Genomic DNA, 16,337 nt, shown 5'->3' with positions numbered 1-16,337 from the left:
GGGCTTTGGTGCTAGAGGGTCACGCCGACCGTCACCGGTTCGTTGACCAGCGTGATGCCGAAGGTCTCCCGGACGCCGGCGACGACCTCGCGCGCGAGGGTGAGCAGGTCCTCGGTGGTGGCGTCGCCGCGGTTGGTGAGGGCGAGGGTGTGCTTGGTGGAGATGCGGGCCGGGCCGGTGCCGTAGCCCTTGGTGAAGCCCGCCTTGTCGATGAGCCAGGCCGCGGAGGTCTTGGTGTGTCCCTCCCCCGCCGGGAACGCGGGCGGTTCCACGCCGTCGCCCAGGTGCTCACGCACGCGTGCGTGGAACGCGGCGAACTCCGTGTCGGTGAGGATCGGGTTCGTGAAGAAGGAACCGGCCGACCAGGTGTCGTGGTCGTCGGGGTCCAGGACCATGCCCTTGCCGGCGCGCAGCTTGAGGACGGTCTCGCGGGCGGCGGCCAGCGGGACGCGGTCGCCGGGCTCCACGCCGAGTGCGCGGGCTGTCTCGGCGTACTTGATCGGCGCGGAGAGGCCGTCCGCGTCCTCCAGGTCGAAGCGGACGCGCAGGACGACGTATCGCTCGGGGTCGGCCTTGAAGCGGCTGTGGCGGTAGGAGAAGGCGCAGTCGGCGGGCGCGAGGGTGACCGTCTCGCGCGCGTGCCGGTCGTACGCGACCACCTCGGTGATCGTGGACGACACTTCTTGTCCGTACGCCCCCACGTTCTGGATCGGCGTCGCGCCTGCCGACCCCGGAATCCCGGCCAGACACTCGATCCCGGCGAGCCCGGCCTCGACGGTACGGGCGACGGCGTCGCTCCACACCTCACCGGCGGCAAGCTCGAGACGGGTGCCGTCGAGTACGAACCCCTTGGTGGCGACGACAAGCGCGGTCCCGGCGAACCCCTTGTCCCCGATCACCAGATTCGACCCCCCACCGATCACCAACAACGGCGTCCGCGCGTCATCGGCGTCCTGAACAGCGCGGATCACCTCGGCGTCGCTCGTCGCGGTGATCAGCCGATCAGCGGACCCGCCCAGCCGAAAGGTGGTCAACGGGGCGAGGGGGGCATCGTGAAGTTCCTGCACGCGCCCAAGAGTACGAGACGGGACCGACAGGATCGGCCGGGGCCGGAGACGAATGCCTGCGGCGCCTGCTCGGGATCGGCGGGGGCGCGCGCAGCGCCTACGCGCGCGCCATGGGTCGGGGCCGGGGCGGGGGGTATCCGTCCTCGGACCGGCGCGTCCGTCGGCCAACGAGGCACCGCCCGCAAACGCCGGCCACTGCGGGCGGACACCCCCCACCCCGTCCCCTTCGCACGGCGGGCGGGTGCGGGTCGTGGACAACCCCCTTCACACAGAGGGCTGGTGCAGGCCGTCGATACGTCCCTTCACACGGTGGGCGGGTGCGGGCCGTCGGCACGTCCCCTCACACGGTGGACGGGTGCGGGCCGTCGATACGTCCCCTCACACCGAAGGCGGGTGCGGGTAGTCGACACGTCCCTTCCTCGCCGTGGGCGGGTACCGGCCGTCGACACGTCCCCACCGGTCCCGGCCGCAGCACAGTCGTACGCCCGAGGCGCCACGCGCCCGACAACCCCGTCCCTCTCGCCGGCTGCGGCCGGTCGGCACATTCCCACGCCCCGTCCCCCGCCCAAGCTGCGGCCAGTCGGCACGTCCACACCCCCTCCCCCCACCCAAGCCGCGGGCAGTCGACACATCCCCACCCCCCTACCCCCGCCCAAGCTGCGGCCAGTCGACAGCTCCCCACCCGCACCCAAGCTGCGGGCAGTCGTGCCGCTGGGGCGGCACGGGTGGGCGCAGGCGGCGCCCCGTCAGCGCCGGGCTGCGCGACCCACCCCCGCACCAGCCCCGGCGCGCGGGTACGACGAAACGGCCCTGCCTGTCCTGGCAGAGCCGTTTCATTGCGGCCGGGTCGGGCCGGGGTCGAGCTATCAGCCGGCGATCGACTCCAGGGCCGGCGCCTGGTCCTCCGTCCGCGAGGACTCCGCCGCCTTCTCGGACCGCCGCGTCGGGATGAGCAGCGCAGCGACACCCGCGAGAGCCACAACCCCCGCCCCCGTCACCAGCGCCGGCTGCAGGCCGTCCACGAACCTCTGCCCCGACTCGTACCCACCCTGAGACGCGAAGATCGACGCCATGATGGCGATGCCGAGCGCGCCCCCGACCTCGCGCAGGGCGTTGTTCGCCCCGGACGCGATCCCCTGTTCCTTGGGCAGAACGCTGGACATGACCAGGTTGGCCGCCGGAGCGAAGTACAGCGCCATACCGATACCGCTGACGATCAGACCCGGCAACTGGACGGCGTAGGACACATCAGGAGTGACCACGGACGCCATCCAGGCAAGACCGGCCGCCTGGAGGAAGAGGCCCGTGGCGACGACGGGGCGGCCACCGATCCGGTCGGAGAGGATGCCCGCGATGGGAGCGACCAGCATCGGCATACCGGTCCAGGGCAGCATCCGGAGGCCCGCCTCGGTGGGCGAGTAGCCCAGGACGCCCTGCATGTACTGGCTGAGCAGGAAGATCGACCCGAACATCCCGAGGAACATGAGCAGACTCGCCGCGTTGATGCCGGCGAAGGCCCGCGAGCGGAACAGCCGCATCGGGAGCATGGGGTTCTTGGCCCGGATGCTGTAGAGGACGAACCCGACGAGCAGCGCCGACCCGGCGAACAGGCCGGTCAGGACCAGAGAGCTGTTCCAGCCGTCGGAGGGGCCGCGGACCAGGCCGTAGACGATCCCGAACAGGCCGCCGCTGGCGAGGAGCGTGCCGGGTACGTCGAGCGGCGCACCCGTGCCGAAGGACTCGGAGAGGCGAAGGCGGGCCAGGGGCAGCAACGCGATGCCGAGCGGAACGTTCAGCCAGAAGATCCAGTGCCAGGAGATGTGCTCGGTGAGGCTGCCGCCGATGAGGGGGCCGGACGCGACTGCGAGGCCGTTGACCGCGCCCCAGATGCCGAACGCCATTCCGCGCTTGGCTGCCGGTACGGCCGCGGTCAGGAGGGTGAGGGTCAACGGCATCATGATCGCCGCGCCTACGCCCTGGACCGCACGCGCCGCGATGAGGCTGTCGATGCCGGTGGCCATGGCCGCCGCGGCCGACGCGACGGTGAAGACGCTGATGCCGACGAGGAACATCCGTCGGCGGCCGAACCGGTCCCCGAGCGCCGCGCCGAACATCAGGAGCACGGCGAAGGTGAGCGTATAGGCGCTCACGGTCCATTCGAGGTCGCCCAGCGCGCCGCCGAGATCCTTGCGGATGGAGGGCAGGGCGGTGGTGACCACGAGGTTGTCGAGGGCCGCCATGAATCCGGCGACGCTGGTGATGACGAGGGCCCAGACGGTTCCCCCGCGACGTGCTGTCTGCTCTGACATCGCTCCCCCAGAGAGTGATCAGTCGCTTCGGTGGTGAGTCTGCTGCTGCTTGCTTGATTAGTTATTGATTACTAACTTTTGCGGCCATGAAAAGGCGGTTGCGGCGCCTTCTCCCCGCTCACGTGAACCACTTGCGTCGGTCGAACTAGCCGTTCCCGGTGATCTGGGTGCACGGATTGCCCCTGAGCCGGGCCTCCGACCCAAAGCCCTCCCAGACCCGATGCTCCGGCGGAAAACCCATGGCCACCAGGCAGTTGATGAGCATCCCGTACGCCAGGAACGACGTCGTCTCGTCGACATCGGCACCGAAGGACAGACGCAGCGTGTCCCACAGCCGCGACCAGCCCGCCCGCACCTCCTCGCCGAGCTCGAGATCGCCGGCCTGCTCGGCGGCGGCCACGGTGATGTACATCTGCATCTGCATCAGCAGCCGCTCCGGCTGCTCCGCGATGACCTTGCGGTACGTCTCCCCCATGGCGTGCAGGGCCTCTTCGCCCTGCAACCCCTTGGCGGCCTCCTCGAACGTGCGGATCGTGTCGTCCACGCACCGCTGCGCCACCGCGAGGAACATCGCCTTCTTGCCCGGGAAGAGCCGGAAGAGATACGGCTGCGAGACACCGACGCGCTTGGCGATCGCCTCGGTCGACGTGCCGTAGTAGCCACCGCGGGCGAACTCCGCGGTCGCCGCACGGATGACGCTCTCGCGCCTCTCTTCTGCGCTCATCCTGACCATGCGACGAAGTTAGTACTCAATCACTAACTACGTCAAGTGGGTGCGGAAGAGGTGGTTGACGAGGCTGTGGAGACGGAGGGAGAGGCTGGGGTGAAGGCCGAGGCATGCGTAAGGGGCGCCCTCAATGGAGTACGCCCCTTACCGCAAGCCACGCGTGCGTGTCTCAGCCCAGCCGTACGACCGCCCGGGACATGCCCAGCACCTTCTGGCCGGCGCTGGTCGCCATGAGGTCCACGCGGACCGTGTTGTCGTCGAGCTTGGCGGCGACCTTGCCGCTGACCTCGATGACGGCGCCCTGGTCGTCGTTCGGGACGACGACCGGCTTGGTGAAGCGGACGCCGTACTCGACGACCGCGCCCGGGTCGCCGGTCCAGTCGGTGACCACGCGGATCGCCTCGGCCATGGTGAACATGCCGTGCGCGATCACGTCCGGCAGCCCGACCTCCTTGGCGAACTTCTCGTTCCAGTGGATCGGGTTGAAGTCCCCGGACGCGCCCGCGTACTGGACGAGCGTGGCACGGGTCACGGGAAAGGTCTGGGCGGGCAGCTCGGTGCCGACCTCGACGTCGTCGTAAGCGATCTTCGCCGTCATCGGTTCCTCACGCCTCCTCTGCCGCGCGGGAGACCAGCTTGGTCAGGGCGGTCACGACGTGCTCGCCCGCCTCGTCGTGGACCTCGCCGCGGATGTCCAGGATGTCGTTGCCGGCCATGGACTTGATGGCCTCGATGGTCGAGGTGACGGTGAGCCGGTCACCGGCCCGCACGGGGCGGACGTAGACGAACTTCTGGTCGCCGTGCACGACCCGGCTGTAGTCCAGGCCCAGCTGCGGGTCCTCGATGACCTGTCCCGCGGCCTTGAAGGTGATCGCGAACACAAAGGTCGGCGGGGCGATCACATCGGGGTGACCGAGCGCCTTGGCGGCTTCCGGGTCCGTGTACGCCGGGTTGGTGTCTCCCACCGCGACCGCGAACTCACGGATCTTCTCCCGGCCCACCTCGTACGGGTCGGTGGGCGGATAGGTCCGCCCCACGAAGGACTGGTCGAGCGCCATGGCTCGGCACCTCCTGTTGTCTGAACCGGTCGGTAACCGGGGCCGATAACGACACGAGGCCGCCCCCCGACTGCGGGGGCGGCCTCGTGTACGAGCCTGATTTATCGCGTTTCGCGGTGCGCGGTGTGCGCGTTGCAACGCGGGCAGTGCTTCTTCATCTCCAGTCGGTCCGGGTTGTTACGCCGGTTCTTCTTGGTGATGTAGTTCCGCTCCTTGCACTCCACGCAGGCCAGCGTGATCTTCGGGCGGACGTCGGTGGCAGCCACAGGAGTGCTCCTTGACGAACGGATGGGACGATGAACGCATAAAAGAGTAGCCGATCGAAGGACCGACCCCGCAATCGGCTACTGTCAGTAGCGGTGACCGGACTTGAACCGGTGACACAGCGATTATGAGCCGCTTGCTCTACCGACTGAGCTACACCGCTGTGATGCGATCAGTTCCCGCCTTGCGACGGGAACCTCTCACACCAGAGCCCCAATACGGAATCGAACCGTAGACCTTCTCCTTACCATGGAGACGCTCTACCGACTGAGCTATTGGGGCGAGCGATGAAGACATTACACGCTCGGCAGCCGTTCACCCAAATCCGTTTCGTGGCCCCCATACAGGCCCATCCAGCCGCTCCCCCAGCGGCCTCCGGAGCCCCTCGGGACCGTCGGACCACACCGGTACGACTATTGCGCTCCTCCCCGACACGGGCGGATCACCGCCCTAGGCTCGACTCACTCTGCGTGATCTTGCCTCCCCGGTGAGTACCCGGTCCGCAGTGCCCGAGTCCGCGCAGCCCCGAGCCCCTGGAGCGCGATGCCCGACAGCCAGCCGCAGCCGCCTCACTCGTCGTCCTCCTCGTCCTCCTCCTCCGGTTCCTCGGGCCCCGCGGGCTCGTCGGGACAGGGCGACTCGGCCTCCCTGCTGCTGTGCGGGGCGCGGCTGACCGACGGCCGGACGGTGGACGTACGGCTGGGCGGCGGGCGTATCGAGGCGGTCGGTACGGCCGGCAGCCTGGCGACGGACGCCGCTCGGGGCTGCGGCGCGCGCGTGGACCTCACCGGCTACCTGCTGCTGCCGGCCCCGGCCGAACCGCACACCCACGGTGACACCGCCCTCTCGGCCGACGGCGACGGGCCCGCCTCCTCGGCCCCCGAGGACGTCCAGCGCCGGGCGACCGAAGCCGCGCTGCTGCAACTCGGCCACGGGGCGACGGCGGTACGGGCACACGTGCGCGTGGGTGACGTCCAGGGGCTCGGCGCGCTGGCCGCGGTGCTGCAGGCACGGCGTTCGCTGCGCGGCCTGACGGAGCTGACGGCGGTCGCCATGCCGCGGCTGCTGACCGGCGTGGCCGGCGCGGACGGGCTCGCGATGCTCCGGGACGCGCTGAAGATGGGCGCCTCGGTGGTGGGCGGCTGTCCCGACCTGGACCCCGACCCGACGGGGTACGTGGAGGCAGTCCTCGAGGTCGCCTCCGAGCACGGCTGCCCCGTCGACCTGCACACCGACGCCGCCGACCCGGCGCGCCTCGCCCGCCTCGCCGCGATGTCCGGCGGACTGCGCACCGGCGTGACCCTCGGCCCGTGCGGCGGCCTGGACCGGCTGCCCGCCGAGGCGGCCCCGCGCATCGCCGACGGGCTCGCCACGGCCGGCGTGACCGTGGTGTGCCTGCCCCAGGGCGGCTGCGCCGCCGTCGACCGCCGCGACACGGCACCGGTACGGCTGCTGCGCTCGGCCGGCGTACGCGTCGCCGCGGGCAGCGGCGCCCTGCGCGACCTGTCGAACCCGGTGGGCCGCGGGGACCCCCTGGAGGCGGCCTACCTCCTGGCCTCCCGCTACGGGCTGCGCCCTGAGGACGCCTACGACGCCGTCAGCTCCTCAGCCCGCGCCGCCCTCGGCCTGCCCGAGGTCCGCGTCGAGGCCGGCTTCCCCGCCGAACTCCTCGCGGTCCGCGGCGACCGACTCGCGGGCGCCCTCTCCCTGGCGTACAGCCGCATCGTCGTGCACCGGGGGCGCGTGGTGGCACGCACGAGCGCGGTACGGGAGTACTGCAACTCGGCGGCGGCAGCGGAGCTGGGGTTGCCTCGGCAGGGCCGGGGCGAGGTGTCGTGACGGGGCGGTGGGCGCACGCCACCCGCGCGCGAGCCGCCTCTATCGGCTCCCGGGTGCGCCCCTGAGGCGTGGCTCAAGTCGTGCGGCGGATGCGGCCGTCCGGGCGTACGGTCGAAGGCATGCGCATTGTCATCGCTGGTGGTCATGGTCAGATCGCGTTGCGGCTGGAGCGCCTGCTCGCCGCGCGCGGAGACGAGGTCGCGGGGATCATCCGTCACCCCGAACAGTCCGACGATCTGCGGGAGGCCGGTGCCGAACCGGTGCTCCTGGACCTGGAGTCGGCCTCGGTGGAGGAGGTCGCGGAGAAACTGCGGGGCGCCGACGCGGCGGTCTTCGCGGCGGGCGCGGGCCCGGGCAGCGACGCCGCCCGCAAGGACACGGTGGACAAGGGCGCAGCGGTCCTGTTCGCGGACGCGGCGGTCAGGGCGGGTGTACGACGACACGTGGTCGTCTCGTCGATGGGCGCCGACCCCGCGCATCAGGGGGACGGCATCTTCGACGTGTACCTGCGCGCCAAGGGCGAGGCGGACGCGTACGTGCAGGGCCTGAACGCGCTGGACGCGACGATCCTGCGCCCAGGCGCGCTCACGAACGACGCCGGCACCGGTCTCGTCCGCCTGGAGGCCCGCACGGGCCGCGGCGCGGTACCGCGCGACGACGTGGCCGCCGTACTGGCGGAGTTGGTGGACAGCGTCGCGACGGCGGGCCTGGTCCTGGAACTGATCAGTGGTTCGACGCCGGTGTCGGTCGCGGTCAAGTCGGTGGCGGGGAACTGAGACCGACGGCGGTCCGTCGGAGCGGTCAGAAGAGCGGGAGCTGGCCGGGGAATTCGGGAACTGTGTAGCCGTCCAACGACGGCTGCGCGGCACCCAGTTGCGTCTGACGGCGCGACCCGGGACACGACACCAGCTCCCCCGCCTCTCGCGCCCCGGGCGGATCGTGCCGCGCGATCCGTCCGGCGACCACGGCGATCTCACGCCGGCATTCGGGACAGCGTCTACGGGGAGTGGACATGCTGTCAGTGTGCCCCGAGGGTCACTGTGTTGCGCGTGCGCGGGGCCGGGGCGAGCTGGACGTCTCCCGGGGTGGCGGCATGAGGAAAACGACGGAGCACGCAAAGACCCCCTCCGCCCTGCTCTTACGCAGGTCGGAGGGGATCTTTTTCCCGTGTGGCGGCGCGTGGATTCGAACCACGGAAGGCTGAGCCGGCAGATTTACAGTCTGCTCCCTTTGGCCGCTCGGGCACACCGCCGGGGGTTGCTGCCGTTCGAACCGCTTTTCGGCGGTGCTCGCTGGCAACGACGTAAACAATACCCGATACGGAGGGGTGCTTCGCCACCCGATTGATCTGCGCCCGGGGGACATGGGGTGGCTAGGCTTGTGCGGATGCGGCCCGGATCGACGCCGGGCTCGGCGGCCACCCCCACGCCCGCCGACACGCACCTGACAAGCACCCCGATACAAGGAGCCACAGGACATGGCCGACTCCAGTTTCGACATCGTCTCGAAGGTCGAGCGGCAGGAGGTCGACAACGCCCTCAACCAGACCGCCAAAGAGATCTCGCAGCGCTACGACTTCAAGGGTGTGGGTGCCTCGATCGCGTGGTCCGGCGAGAAGATCCTGATGGAGGCGAACTCCGAGGACCGGGTCAAGGCCATCCTCGACGTCTTCCAGTCCAAGCTGATCAAGCGTGGGATCTCGCTGAAGTCCCTGGACGCGGGTGAGCCCCAGCTCTCCGGCAAGGAGTACAAGCTCTTCGCGTCGATCGAGGAGGGCATCTCCCAGGACAACGCGAAGAAGGTGGCGAAGATCATTCGCGACGAGGGCCCCAAGGGCATCAAGGCCCAGGTGCAGGGCGACGAACTGCGCGTCAGCTCCAAGAGCCGTGACGACCTGCAGACCGTGATCGCCCTGCTGAAGGGCAAGGACTTCGACTTCGCCGTGCAGTTCGTGAACTACCGGTAGATGGCGGCCCGGCTGCTCGGCCGTTGTACGAGGAAGGGTGGGCACCGCCGGTGCCCACCCTTCTCGTCTGCTGGCCGCAGTCCAGGGGTGTGCGGTGTGCTCAGTCGCGCGAGTTGCCGAACAGCAGGCGGAAGGCGATCAGGAGGACCAGCGAGCCGCCGATCGCCGCGGCCCAGGTCGCGCCGTCGTAGAAGTCCTTGGAGATCGGGTGGCCCAGCCAACGGGCCGAAATCCAGCCACCGATGAACGCGCCCGCGATCCCTATCAGCGTCGTGCCGATGAAACCGCCCGGGTCGCGGCCCGGCAGCAGGAACTTGGCGATGGCTCCGGCCAACAGCCCCAGAATGATCCAGCTGATGATGGTCATGCCGTGAACCTGCCCTTCCGCGCTGTGCCCGCACTGTCCGGGCACTGTGATTTCGGGCGCGTTTGCTCGTGCCTGGTGCTCATGCTCTGTTGATGGATGGGACGTCTTGACGGCACTTCTCGGTTGCAACTGATCGGTAATGTTTCGGCCATGACATCGTCCGGTCCGGATCCGTCCGGTTCGAGTTCGCCCAGTTCTGATCCGCCCGAACTGCGGCGCACTCTGGGGGTCGGGGACGCCGTGGTCATCGGGCTCGGTTCGATGATCGGGGCCGGCATCTTCGCCGCCCTCGGACCCGCGGCACGTGCCGCCGGTTCCGGACTGCTGCTCGGCCTCGCGGTCGCCGCCGTCGTCGCGTACTGCAACGCCACGTCGTCGGCCCGGCTGGCCGCCCGGTATCCGGCCTCGGGTGGCACGTACGTGTACGGACGCGAGCGGCTCGGGGCGTTCTGGGGCTATCTCGCGGGCTGGTCGTTCGTGGTCGGGAAGACGGCCTCCTGCGCGGCGATGGCGATCACGGTCGGGGCGTACGTCTGGCCGGGGCAGGCGCATGCCGTGGCGGTCGCGGCCGTGGTGGCGCTGACCGCGGTGAACTACGGCGGCGTCCAGAAGTCCGCCTGGCTGACGCGGGCGATCGTGGCGGTGGTCCTCGCTGTCCTCGCTTCCGTGGTGGTCGTGTGTCTGGGCTCGGGTGCCTCCGACGCGGGGCGCCTGGACGTCGGGGTCTCGGGTGGGGTGGGCGGGGTGTTGCAGGCGGGCGGGCTGCTGTTCTTCGCGTTCGCCGGGTACGCGCGCATCGCGACCCTCGGTGAGGAGGTGCGGGATCCGGCGCGCACCATCCCCCGCGCGATCCCGCTCGCTCTGGGCATCGCGCTGGCGGTCTACGTGTGTGTGGCGGTGGCCGTCCTTTCGGTGCTGGGGGCTGACGATCTCGGTCGAGCGGGCGCCCCGCTGGCCGACGCGGTGCGGGCCGCCGGCGTGCCGGGGCTGGTGCCCGTGGTGCGCGTGGGTGCCGCGGTGGCCGCACTTGGGTCGTTGCTCGCGCTCATCCTGGGCGTCTCACGGACGACGCTGGCCATGGCCCGGGACCGGCATCTGCCGAACGCGCTGGCGGCTGTGCACCCGCGCTTTCAGGTCCCGCACCGGGCCGAGTTGGCCGTGGGCGCGGTGGTCGCCGTCCTGGCCGCCACAGTCGACGTGCGGGGCGCGATCGGGTTCTCCTCCTTCGGTGTGCTGGCCTACTACGCCATCGCCAACGCCTCGGCCTGGACGCTCGATTCGGCTCCGGCGGCCCGCGCGATGCCGGCGCTGGGACTTGTCGGGTGCGTGGTCCTGGCCTTCTCTCTGCCGGGGGTGTCGGTGGTCGTGGGTGCGGGTGTGCTGGTCCTGGGGGTGCTGACGTACGGCGTGCGGCGGCGGTTGGCCTCGCGATAGCAGTCAGGAACGAGGGCAGGGAGCCAGGTCGGTCAGGACGCCCGCTCGGCCGTCGTGCGTATGCGGAAGTCGGCCCAAGGAGCCATCTCCAGCTCCTCGTTCATCTCCTCGTACCAGCCGGTCCCGTCGACCCAGGCACGCAGCCAGTCCGTGAGTTCGGGGGCGTCGATGAACCAGGCGTGGTCGGCCTCGGCGGCGTTCGGCTCGTAGAGGAGGACGGTGGCCTGTGGAGTGTGGCAGTCCACGCAGGCGTACATCGCGCAGCCCCAGTGGGATATCGGCAGGACGCCCTCGGGCCAGGGCCACTCCGGGTCCTTGCGGGCGTCCTTGCGGTTGGCGAGGTACTGCACGACGGCGGCGGGCTCGCCGGCGGGCGGGCTGTCGAGCAGGGGCAACAGGCCGTACTCCGGGCCGAATCCACCGTCCCCTATCCGCAGGTAGAGGTCGGCGAGCAGCGGCGGCAGGGAGAAACCGAGCGTGGCCTCGGCACGGGCCAGGGTGGCGGCGTCGACGGGCTCGGGCAGGGAAGTCCAGCCCCACGGATGGGTGTTGCGTGCCTTGGCGGCCACCCGTGCCAGCAACTGCTCGTTCTCGGTCATGGGTTCATGATGCAAGGCGGCACTGACAATCGAACCGGCCTGTGGACAACTACCGGGTTGTGGACAACGCGTCGGCCCGGGCGAGGGGCGACCGATCGTCAACCCCCAACCCGGGCCGTGTGTTCTATGCGCTCAGCGTGCCGCGAACGGCTGGTCCGTCGGCACGATCTCGCGGCCGAGGGGCAGCAGCGAGACCGGGATGAGCTTGAAGTTGGCGATGCCGAACGGAATGCCGATGATCGTGATGCAGAGGGCGATGCCCGTGACGATGTGCGCCAGGGCCAGCCACCATCCCGCGAGGATCAGCCACAGCACGTTGCCGATGCAGGAGGGCGCCCCGGCGTCGCGGCGCTCGACCGTCGTGTACCCGAAGGGCCACAGGGCGTAGATGCCGATACGGAAGGCCGCGATGCCGAACGGGATGCCGATGATCGTGATGCAGAGGAGGACGCCCGCTAGCAGGTATCCGAGGAAGAGCCAGAAGCCGCTCAGGACGAGCCAAATGACGTTCAGGATGGTTTTCACTGGGGTCGACCTGCCATCTTCTCGAGACGGGCGATGCGCTCCGCCATCGGCGGATGTGTCGAGAACATCTTGGAGAGTCCCTGGCCTGGGCGGAAGGGGTTCGCGATCATCATGTGGCTCGCCGTCTCGATCCGGGGCTCGGGCGGCAGCGGCAGTTGCTTCGTGCCGGTTTCGAGCTTGCGCAGGGCGCTGGCGAGCGCGAGGGGGTCGCCGGTGAGCTGGGCTCCGGACGCGTCGGCCTCGTACTCCCTGGAACGACTGATGGCCAGTTGGATGACGGTGGCCGCGAGCGGGCCCAGGATCATGATCATCAGCATGCCGAGGATGCCGGGTCCGTCGTCGTCGTTCGAGCGGCCGATCGGGATCAGCCAGGCGAAGTTGACCAGGAACATGATCACGGAGGCGAGTGCGCCGGCGACCGACGAGATGAGGATGTCGCGGTTGTAGACGTGGCTCAGCTCGTGGCCGATGACACCGCGCAGCTCGCGCTCGTCGAGGAGGCGCAGGATGCCGTCCGTGCAGCACACGGCGGCGTTGCGCGGATTGCGGCCGGTCGCGAAGGCGTTCGGTGCTTCCGTCGGCGAGATGTAGAGGCGCGGCATGGGCTGGCGGGCCTGGGTGGAGAGCTCGCGGACCATGCGGTAGAGAGCGGGGGCCTCGAACTCGCTGACCGGACGGGCGCGCATCGCGCGTAGCGCCAGCTTGTCGCTGTTCCAGTACGCGTACGCGTTCGTGCCCAGTGCTACCAGGACCGCTACGACGAGCCCCATGCGGCCGAAGAAGCTGCCGATGACGATGATGAGGGCGGACAGTCCCCCGAGGAGTACTGCGGTCCTTAGCCCGTTGTGCCGGCGGTGCACGGTACGCCCTCCAAATCGCGCAGCAGGGGAACCCTTTGCTTGCTGATCCTGCGTGTTGTCTCCGATGCCACCGGTGCCGTGGTGTCACGTCCAGTGGACCCTCCCTCACTGGTCAACGCCAGGCGGGGGCCTCTAGTTCCCTTGTGCGTGCGGCGCCGGGCATGGGCCGACCGGGTGATGGCGGCCTCTGCTGCCTGCTTCTGCCCGGAAGAACGCGGTGCCGGTTCTAGAAGAGTGCCGTGTCCGCGAAGCGCAGGACCAGCTGCGGAGCGCCGGACAGCGCGACGGCGAGGAGGCCGGTGAGGGTGATGGCCGCCGTGAGCGGGGCGGGCAGGCGGTGCTTGACGGGCTCGCCCTCGGGGGCGCGGAAGAGCAGTGCCGTCCACTGGAGGTAGTAGAAGAGGGCGATCACCACGTTGACGGCCATGACCACGGCCAGCCAGCCGAGGCCCGCGTCCACGGCCGCCGCGAACACGGTGACCTTGGCGAAGAGACCGATGATGCCCGGCGGCAGCCCGGCCAGGCAGAGCAGGAAGAAGGCCAGGAGCAGGGCGGCGAGGGGGTTCTTGGCGTACAGGCCGCGGTAGTCCGAGATGCGGTTGAGGGCTTGTGTACGGCCCACCAGTGCGGCCACCGCGAAGGCGCCGAGGTTCACGGCGGCGTACATGAGGGCGTAGGCGACCGTGGAGCCGATCGAGTGCTCGGCGTCGTCGGAGTAGGCGGCCGCGGCGATCGGTACGAGGAGGTAGCCGGCCTGGCCGACCGACGACCAGGCGAGCAGGCGTACCGCGCTGTAAGCGCGCGTGGCCTGTTGGCGCAGTGCGCCGACATTGCCGACGGTCATGGTGAGCGCGGCCAGGGCTGCCAGGGCGGGGCCCCAGACGTCGGCGTACGAGGGGAAGGCGACGACTGTGACGAGGATCAGGCCGGAGAAGCCGACCGCCTTGCCGACGACCGAGAGGTAGGCGGCGATCGGCAGGGGCGCTCCCACGTAGGTGTCGGGCACCCAGAAGTGGAAGGGGACGGCCGCGACCTTGAAGGCGAAGCCGACGAGGGTGAGGACGACGCCGGTCTGGGCGAGTGTGTGGAGCTGTCCGTCGACGTGCTGGATGCGGTCGGCGACCTGGGTGAGGTAGAGGGTGCCGGTGGAGGCGTACACGAAGCTGATGCCCATGAGGCTGACGGCGGTCGCGGTGACCGACGACAGGAAGAACTTGAGGGCGGCTTCGGAGGACTTCCGGTCGCCCTGCCGAAGGCCCACGAGGGCGAAGGCGGGCAGGGAGGCGACCTCCAGGGCGACGATCAGGGTCGCGAGGTCGCGGGACGCCGGAAGCAGGGCGGCTCCGGCGGCCGAGGACAGCAACAGAAACCAGTACTCCCCTTCGGGGAGTCCCTTGTCGGCGTCCTTGAGGGCGGTGACCGACAAGAGGGCGGCGAGCAGGGCGCCGCCCAGGACCAGGAACTGGATGACCAGGGTGAAGCGGTCCGCGGTGTAGCTGCAGACGTCGGCGTTGCCGTTCAGGCAGAAGGTGGAGCGGTCGCCGTCCAGGAGGGGCAGCAGCAGGAGTGCGGAGGCGGCGAGGCCCGCCACCGAGAGCCAGCCGAGGAGCGCCTTCTTTTGTTCGCCGACGAACAGGTCGGCGACCAGGACGACGAGTGCGACGACCGCCGCGAGGGTGGGCGGTGCGATGGCGAGCCAGTCGACGGACTGGACGAGGTTCGCGGCCAGCGGCTGGACCGGGCTGCTCATCGGGTGCCTCCTGCGAGGAGCTGCTGCACGGCCGGGTCGGTGAGGCCGAGGAGGGCCTTGGGCCACAGCCCGGCGACGACGGTGAGGACGACGAGCGGGGTCCAGGCCGCGAACTCGTAGGACTGCACGTCGGCGAGGAGCGGGGCTTCCTGCGGTACAGCGCCCATGCAGACGCGGCGGACCACGACGAGCATGTACGCGGCGGTGAGGAGCGTGCCGAAGGCCGCGATCGCCATGAAGGTGAGGAACACCGGGCGGCTGAGGTCGGCGGCGGGCTTGAAGGCGCCGAACAGTGCCAGCATCTCGCCCCAGAATCCGGCCAGTCCGGGCAGGCCGAGCGAGGCGACCGCGCCGAAGGCGAGCAGGCCGCCGAGGCGCGGGGCCTTGCCGTACAGCGCGGCGCCGGTCTCCGCGGCGAGGGTGTCGAGGTCGGTGCTGCCGGTGCGGTCCTTGAGTGCGCCGACCAGGAAGAAGAGCAGGCCGGTGATGAGGCCGTGGGCGATGTTGGCGAACAGGGCGCCGTTCACGCCGGTCGGGGTCATGGTCGAGATGCCGAGCAGGACGAAGCCCATGTGGCCGACGGAGGAGTAGGCGATGAGGCGCTTGAGGTCGCCCTTGGCGCCCTGTCGGGCGAGGGCCAGGCAGGCCAGGGATCCGTAGATGATCCCGACGACGGCGAAGGCGGCGAGGTAGGGCGCGAAGGTGCGGAAGCCGTCGGGGGCGATCGGCAGCAGAATTCGGACGAAACCGTACGTACCCATCTTGAGCATGACGCCGGCCAGCAGGACCGAGCCGACGGTCGGGGCCGCGGTGTGGGCGTCGGGCAACCAGCTGTGCAGCGGCCACATCGGCGTCTTGACCGCGAGCCCGATCCCGATCGCCAAAACGGCGATGACCTGCACGGATGTGCTCAGCGACCGGCCGTTGTCAGTGGCGAGTGCCACCATGTCGAATGTGCCCGCCTTGATCCCGATCAGGAGCAGGCCGAGCAGCATGATGACCGAACCGAGCAGTGTGTAGAGGATGAACCGCCAGGCGGCCCGCGTCCTGTCCTCGCCGCCCCAGCGGGCGATGAGGAAGTACATCGGGACGAGGACCATCTCGAACGCCAGGAAGAACAGCAGCAGATCGAGGACGGCGAAGCTCGCGAGGGTGCCGGACTCGAGGACGAGCACCAGTGCGACGAAGGCCTTCGGGGTCGGGCCCGCGGGCATCTTGAAGTAGGAGTAGAGCGCGCAGAGGAAGGTCAGCAGCGCGGTCAGGACCAGAAGGGGGAGGGAGATGCCGTCGATGCCGAGGTGGATCCGCACATCGAGTGCGGGGATCCAGCTGATGTCGGTCGTGGCCTGCATCTTCGACGGGTGGTCGTGGTCGAAGCCGAGCGCGAGGACGATCGCGGCGATGAGCACCGCGCCGGTCACGGTCACGCCGTGCCGCAGCACGGCCTGTTCGGGCGACTTCCCCTTCAGTCCGGGCGGGGCGGGCAGCAGAGCGGCGACGGCGCCCAGGAGGGGCGCGACGACGACGAACGCCAGAAGGAACTGCATCACGGACTCGCTGATATCGATCACG

General features: G+C 69.9%; 17 protein-coding genes and 3 tRNA genes. 4 read left to right on the top strand and 16 right to left on the bottom strand.

All coding sequences use genetic code 11. From position 1 onward, the window contains the following. Positions 1-11 precede the first annotated feature (11 nt). From ACWD5F_RS42715 to ACWD5F_RS42680, 8 genes are all read right to left on the bottom strand, one after another. Positions 12-1,067 carry a UDP-N-acetylmuramate dehydrogenase gene (locus tag ACWD5F_RS42715; RefSeq protein WP_451261574.1) on the bottom strand — a complete coding sequence of 352 codons (1,056 nt, stop codon included), beginning with the start codon at positions 1,065-1,067 and terminating at the stop codon, positions 12-14. Positions 1,068-1,933: 866 nt separating this feature from the next. After that, entirely contained in the window at positions 1,934-3,376 is a 1,443-nt protein-coding gene (locus ACWD5F_RS42710) for an MFS transporter (protein ID WP_451261572.1), read from the bottom strand. 145 nt (positions 3,377-3,521) lie between these two features. Next, on the bottom strand, positions 3,522-4,109 hold the full coding sequence (locus ACWD5F_RS42705) for a TetR/AcrR family transcriptional regulator (RefSeq protein ID WP_451261571.1): 588 nt from the start codon (positions 4,107-4,109) through the stop codon (positions 3,522-3,524). 163 nt (positions 4,110-4,272) lie between these two features. Next, positions 4,273-4,701 carry a MaoC family dehydratase gene (locus tag ACWD5F_RS42700; RefSeq protein ID WP_401714072.1) on the bottom strand — a complete coding sequence of 143 codons (429 nt, stop codon included), beginning with the start codon at positions 4,699-4,701 and terminating at the stop codon, positions 4,273-4,275. A 7-nt stretch (positions 4,702-4,708) separates the two neighbouring features. Beyond that, entirely contained in the window at positions 4,709-5,161 is a 453-nt protein-coding gene (locus tag ACWD5F_RS42695) for an FAS1-like dehydratase domain-containing protein (protein ID WP_401714074.1), read from the bottom strand. 101 nt (positions 5,162-5,262) lie between these two features. After that, positions 5,263-5,427, bottom strand: coding sequence for a 50S ribosomal protein L33 (gene rpmG, locus ACWD5F_RS42690; protein WP_003948671.1), 165 nt, complete (start codon positions 5,425-5,427; stop codon positions 5,263-5,265). 88 nt (positions 5,428-5,515) lie between these two features. Then, a tRNA-Met gene (locus tag ACWD5F_RS42685) sits at positions 5,516-5,588 on the bottom strand. 46 nt (positions 5,589-5,634) lie between these two features. Continuing rightward, positions 5,635-5,707, bottom strand: a tRNA-Thr gene (locus ACWD5F_RS42680). 261 nt (positions 5,708-5,968) lie between these two features. On the opposite strand from ACWD5F_RS42680, the gene ACWD5F_RS42675 reads away from it, so the two are divergent. Together ACWD5F_RS42675 and ACWD5F_RS42670 are read left to right on the top strand one after the other, a co-directional pair. Further along, on the top strand, positions 5,969-7,264 hold the full coding sequence (locus tag ACWD5F_RS42675; protein WP_401714076.1) for an amidohydrolase family protein: 1,296 nt from the start codon (positions 5,969-5,971) through the stop codon (positions 7,262-7,264). A gap of 119 nt (positions 7,265-7,383) precedes the next feature. After that, the gene (locus tag ACWD5F_RS42670) at positions 7,384-8,040 is read left to right on the top strand and encodes an NAD(P)H-binding protein (protein WP_451261570.1); all 657 of its coding nucleotides are present in this window, start codon (positions 7,384-7,386) and stop codon (positions 8,038-8,040) included. Positions 8,041-8,065: 25 nt separating this feature from the next. Here ACWD5F_RS42670 and ACWD5F_RS42665 read toward each other — a convergent pair whose 3' ends face one another. Beyond that, entirely contained in the window at positions 8,066-8,278 is a 213-nt protein-coding gene (locus tag ACWD5F_RS42665; protein WP_451261569.1) for a hypothetical protein, read from the bottom strand. Positions 8,279-8,434: 156 nt separating this feature from the next. Beyond that, a tRNA-Tyr gene (locus ACWD5F_RS42660) sits at positions 8,435-8,516 on the bottom strand. Positions 8,517-8,741: 225 nt separating this feature from the next. Between ACWD5F_RS42660 and ACWD5F_RS42655 the strand changes: the two genes are divergently transcribed. Further along, a complete protein-coding gene (locus ACWD5F_RS42655; RefSeq protein ID WP_401714121.1) occupies positions 8,742-9,230 on the top strand; it encodes a YajQ family cyclic di-GMP-binding protein in 489 nt (162 codons plus the stop codon). 100 nt (positions 9,231-9,330) lie between these two features. Here the strand turns inward: ACWD5F_RS42655 and ACWD5F_RS42650 are convergent, their stop codons facing one another. Then, positions 9,331-9,597 (bottom strand): GlsB/YeaQ/YmgE family stress response membrane protein, encoded by a 267-nt coding sequence (locus ACWD5F_RS42650; protein ID WP_451261568.1) that lies wholly within the window; start codon positions 9,595-9,597, stop codon positions 9,331-9,333. A 150-nt stretch (positions 9,598-9,747) separates the two neighbouring features. On the opposite strand from ACWD5F_RS42650, the gene ACWD5F_RS42645 reads away from it, so the two are divergent. Next, positions 9,748-11,031, top strand: a complete 1,284-nt coding sequence (locus ACWD5F_RS42645) for an APC family permease (protein ID WP_451261567.1) — start codon at positions 9,748-9,750, stop codon at positions 11,029-11,031. Positions 11,032-11,063: 32 nt separating this feature from the next. On the opposite strand, the gene ACWD5F_RS42640 is transcribed toward ACWD5F_RS42645, so the two are convergent. The 5 genes from ACWD5F_RS42640 to ACWD5F_RS42620 form a co-directional block, all read right to left on the bottom strand. Beyond that, a complete protein-coding gene (locus tag ACWD5F_RS42640; protein ID WP_451261566.1) occupies positions 11,064-11,630 on the bottom strand; it encodes an SMI1/KNR4 family protein in 567 nt (188 codons plus the stop codon). 132 nt (positions 11,631-11,762) lie between these two features. After that, a complete protein-coding gene (locus ACWD5F_RS42635) occupies positions 11,763-12,155 on the bottom strand; it encodes a YccF domain-containing protein (protein ID WP_401714127.1) in 393 nt (130 codons plus the stop codon). Then, positions 12,152-13,015 carry a zinc metalloprotease HtpX gene (htpX, locus tag ACWD5F_RS42630; RefSeq protein WP_401714129.1) on the bottom strand — a complete coding sequence of 288 codons (864 nt, stop codon included), beginning with the start codon at positions 13,013-13,015 and terminating at the stop codon, positions 12,152-12,154. Before htpX ends, ACWD5F_RS42635 begins: the two co-directional genes overlap by 4 nt. A 226-nt stretch (positions 13,016-13,241) precedes the next feature. Beyond that, positions 13,242-14,765, bottom strand: coding sequence for an NADH-quinone oxidoreductase subunit N (locus ACWD5F_RS42625; RefSeq protein ID WP_451261565.1), 1,524 nt, complete (start codon positions 14,763-14,765; stop codon positions 13,242-13,244). Further along, positions 14,762-16,336, bottom strand: a complete 1,575-nt coding sequence (locus ACWD5F_RS42620) for an NADH-quinone oxidoreductase subunit M (protein ID WP_451261564.1) — start codon at positions 16,334-16,336, stop codon at positions 14,762-14,764. The genes ACWD5F_RS42625 and ACWD5F_RS42620 overlap by 4 nt, the downstream gene beginning before the upstream one ends. Position 16,337 lies beyond the last annotated feature (1 nt).

It is taken from the genome of Streptomyces sp. NPDC002499 (assembly GCF_053595415.1).
This window is presented reverse-complemented; position numbering and strand designations above follow the sequence as displayed.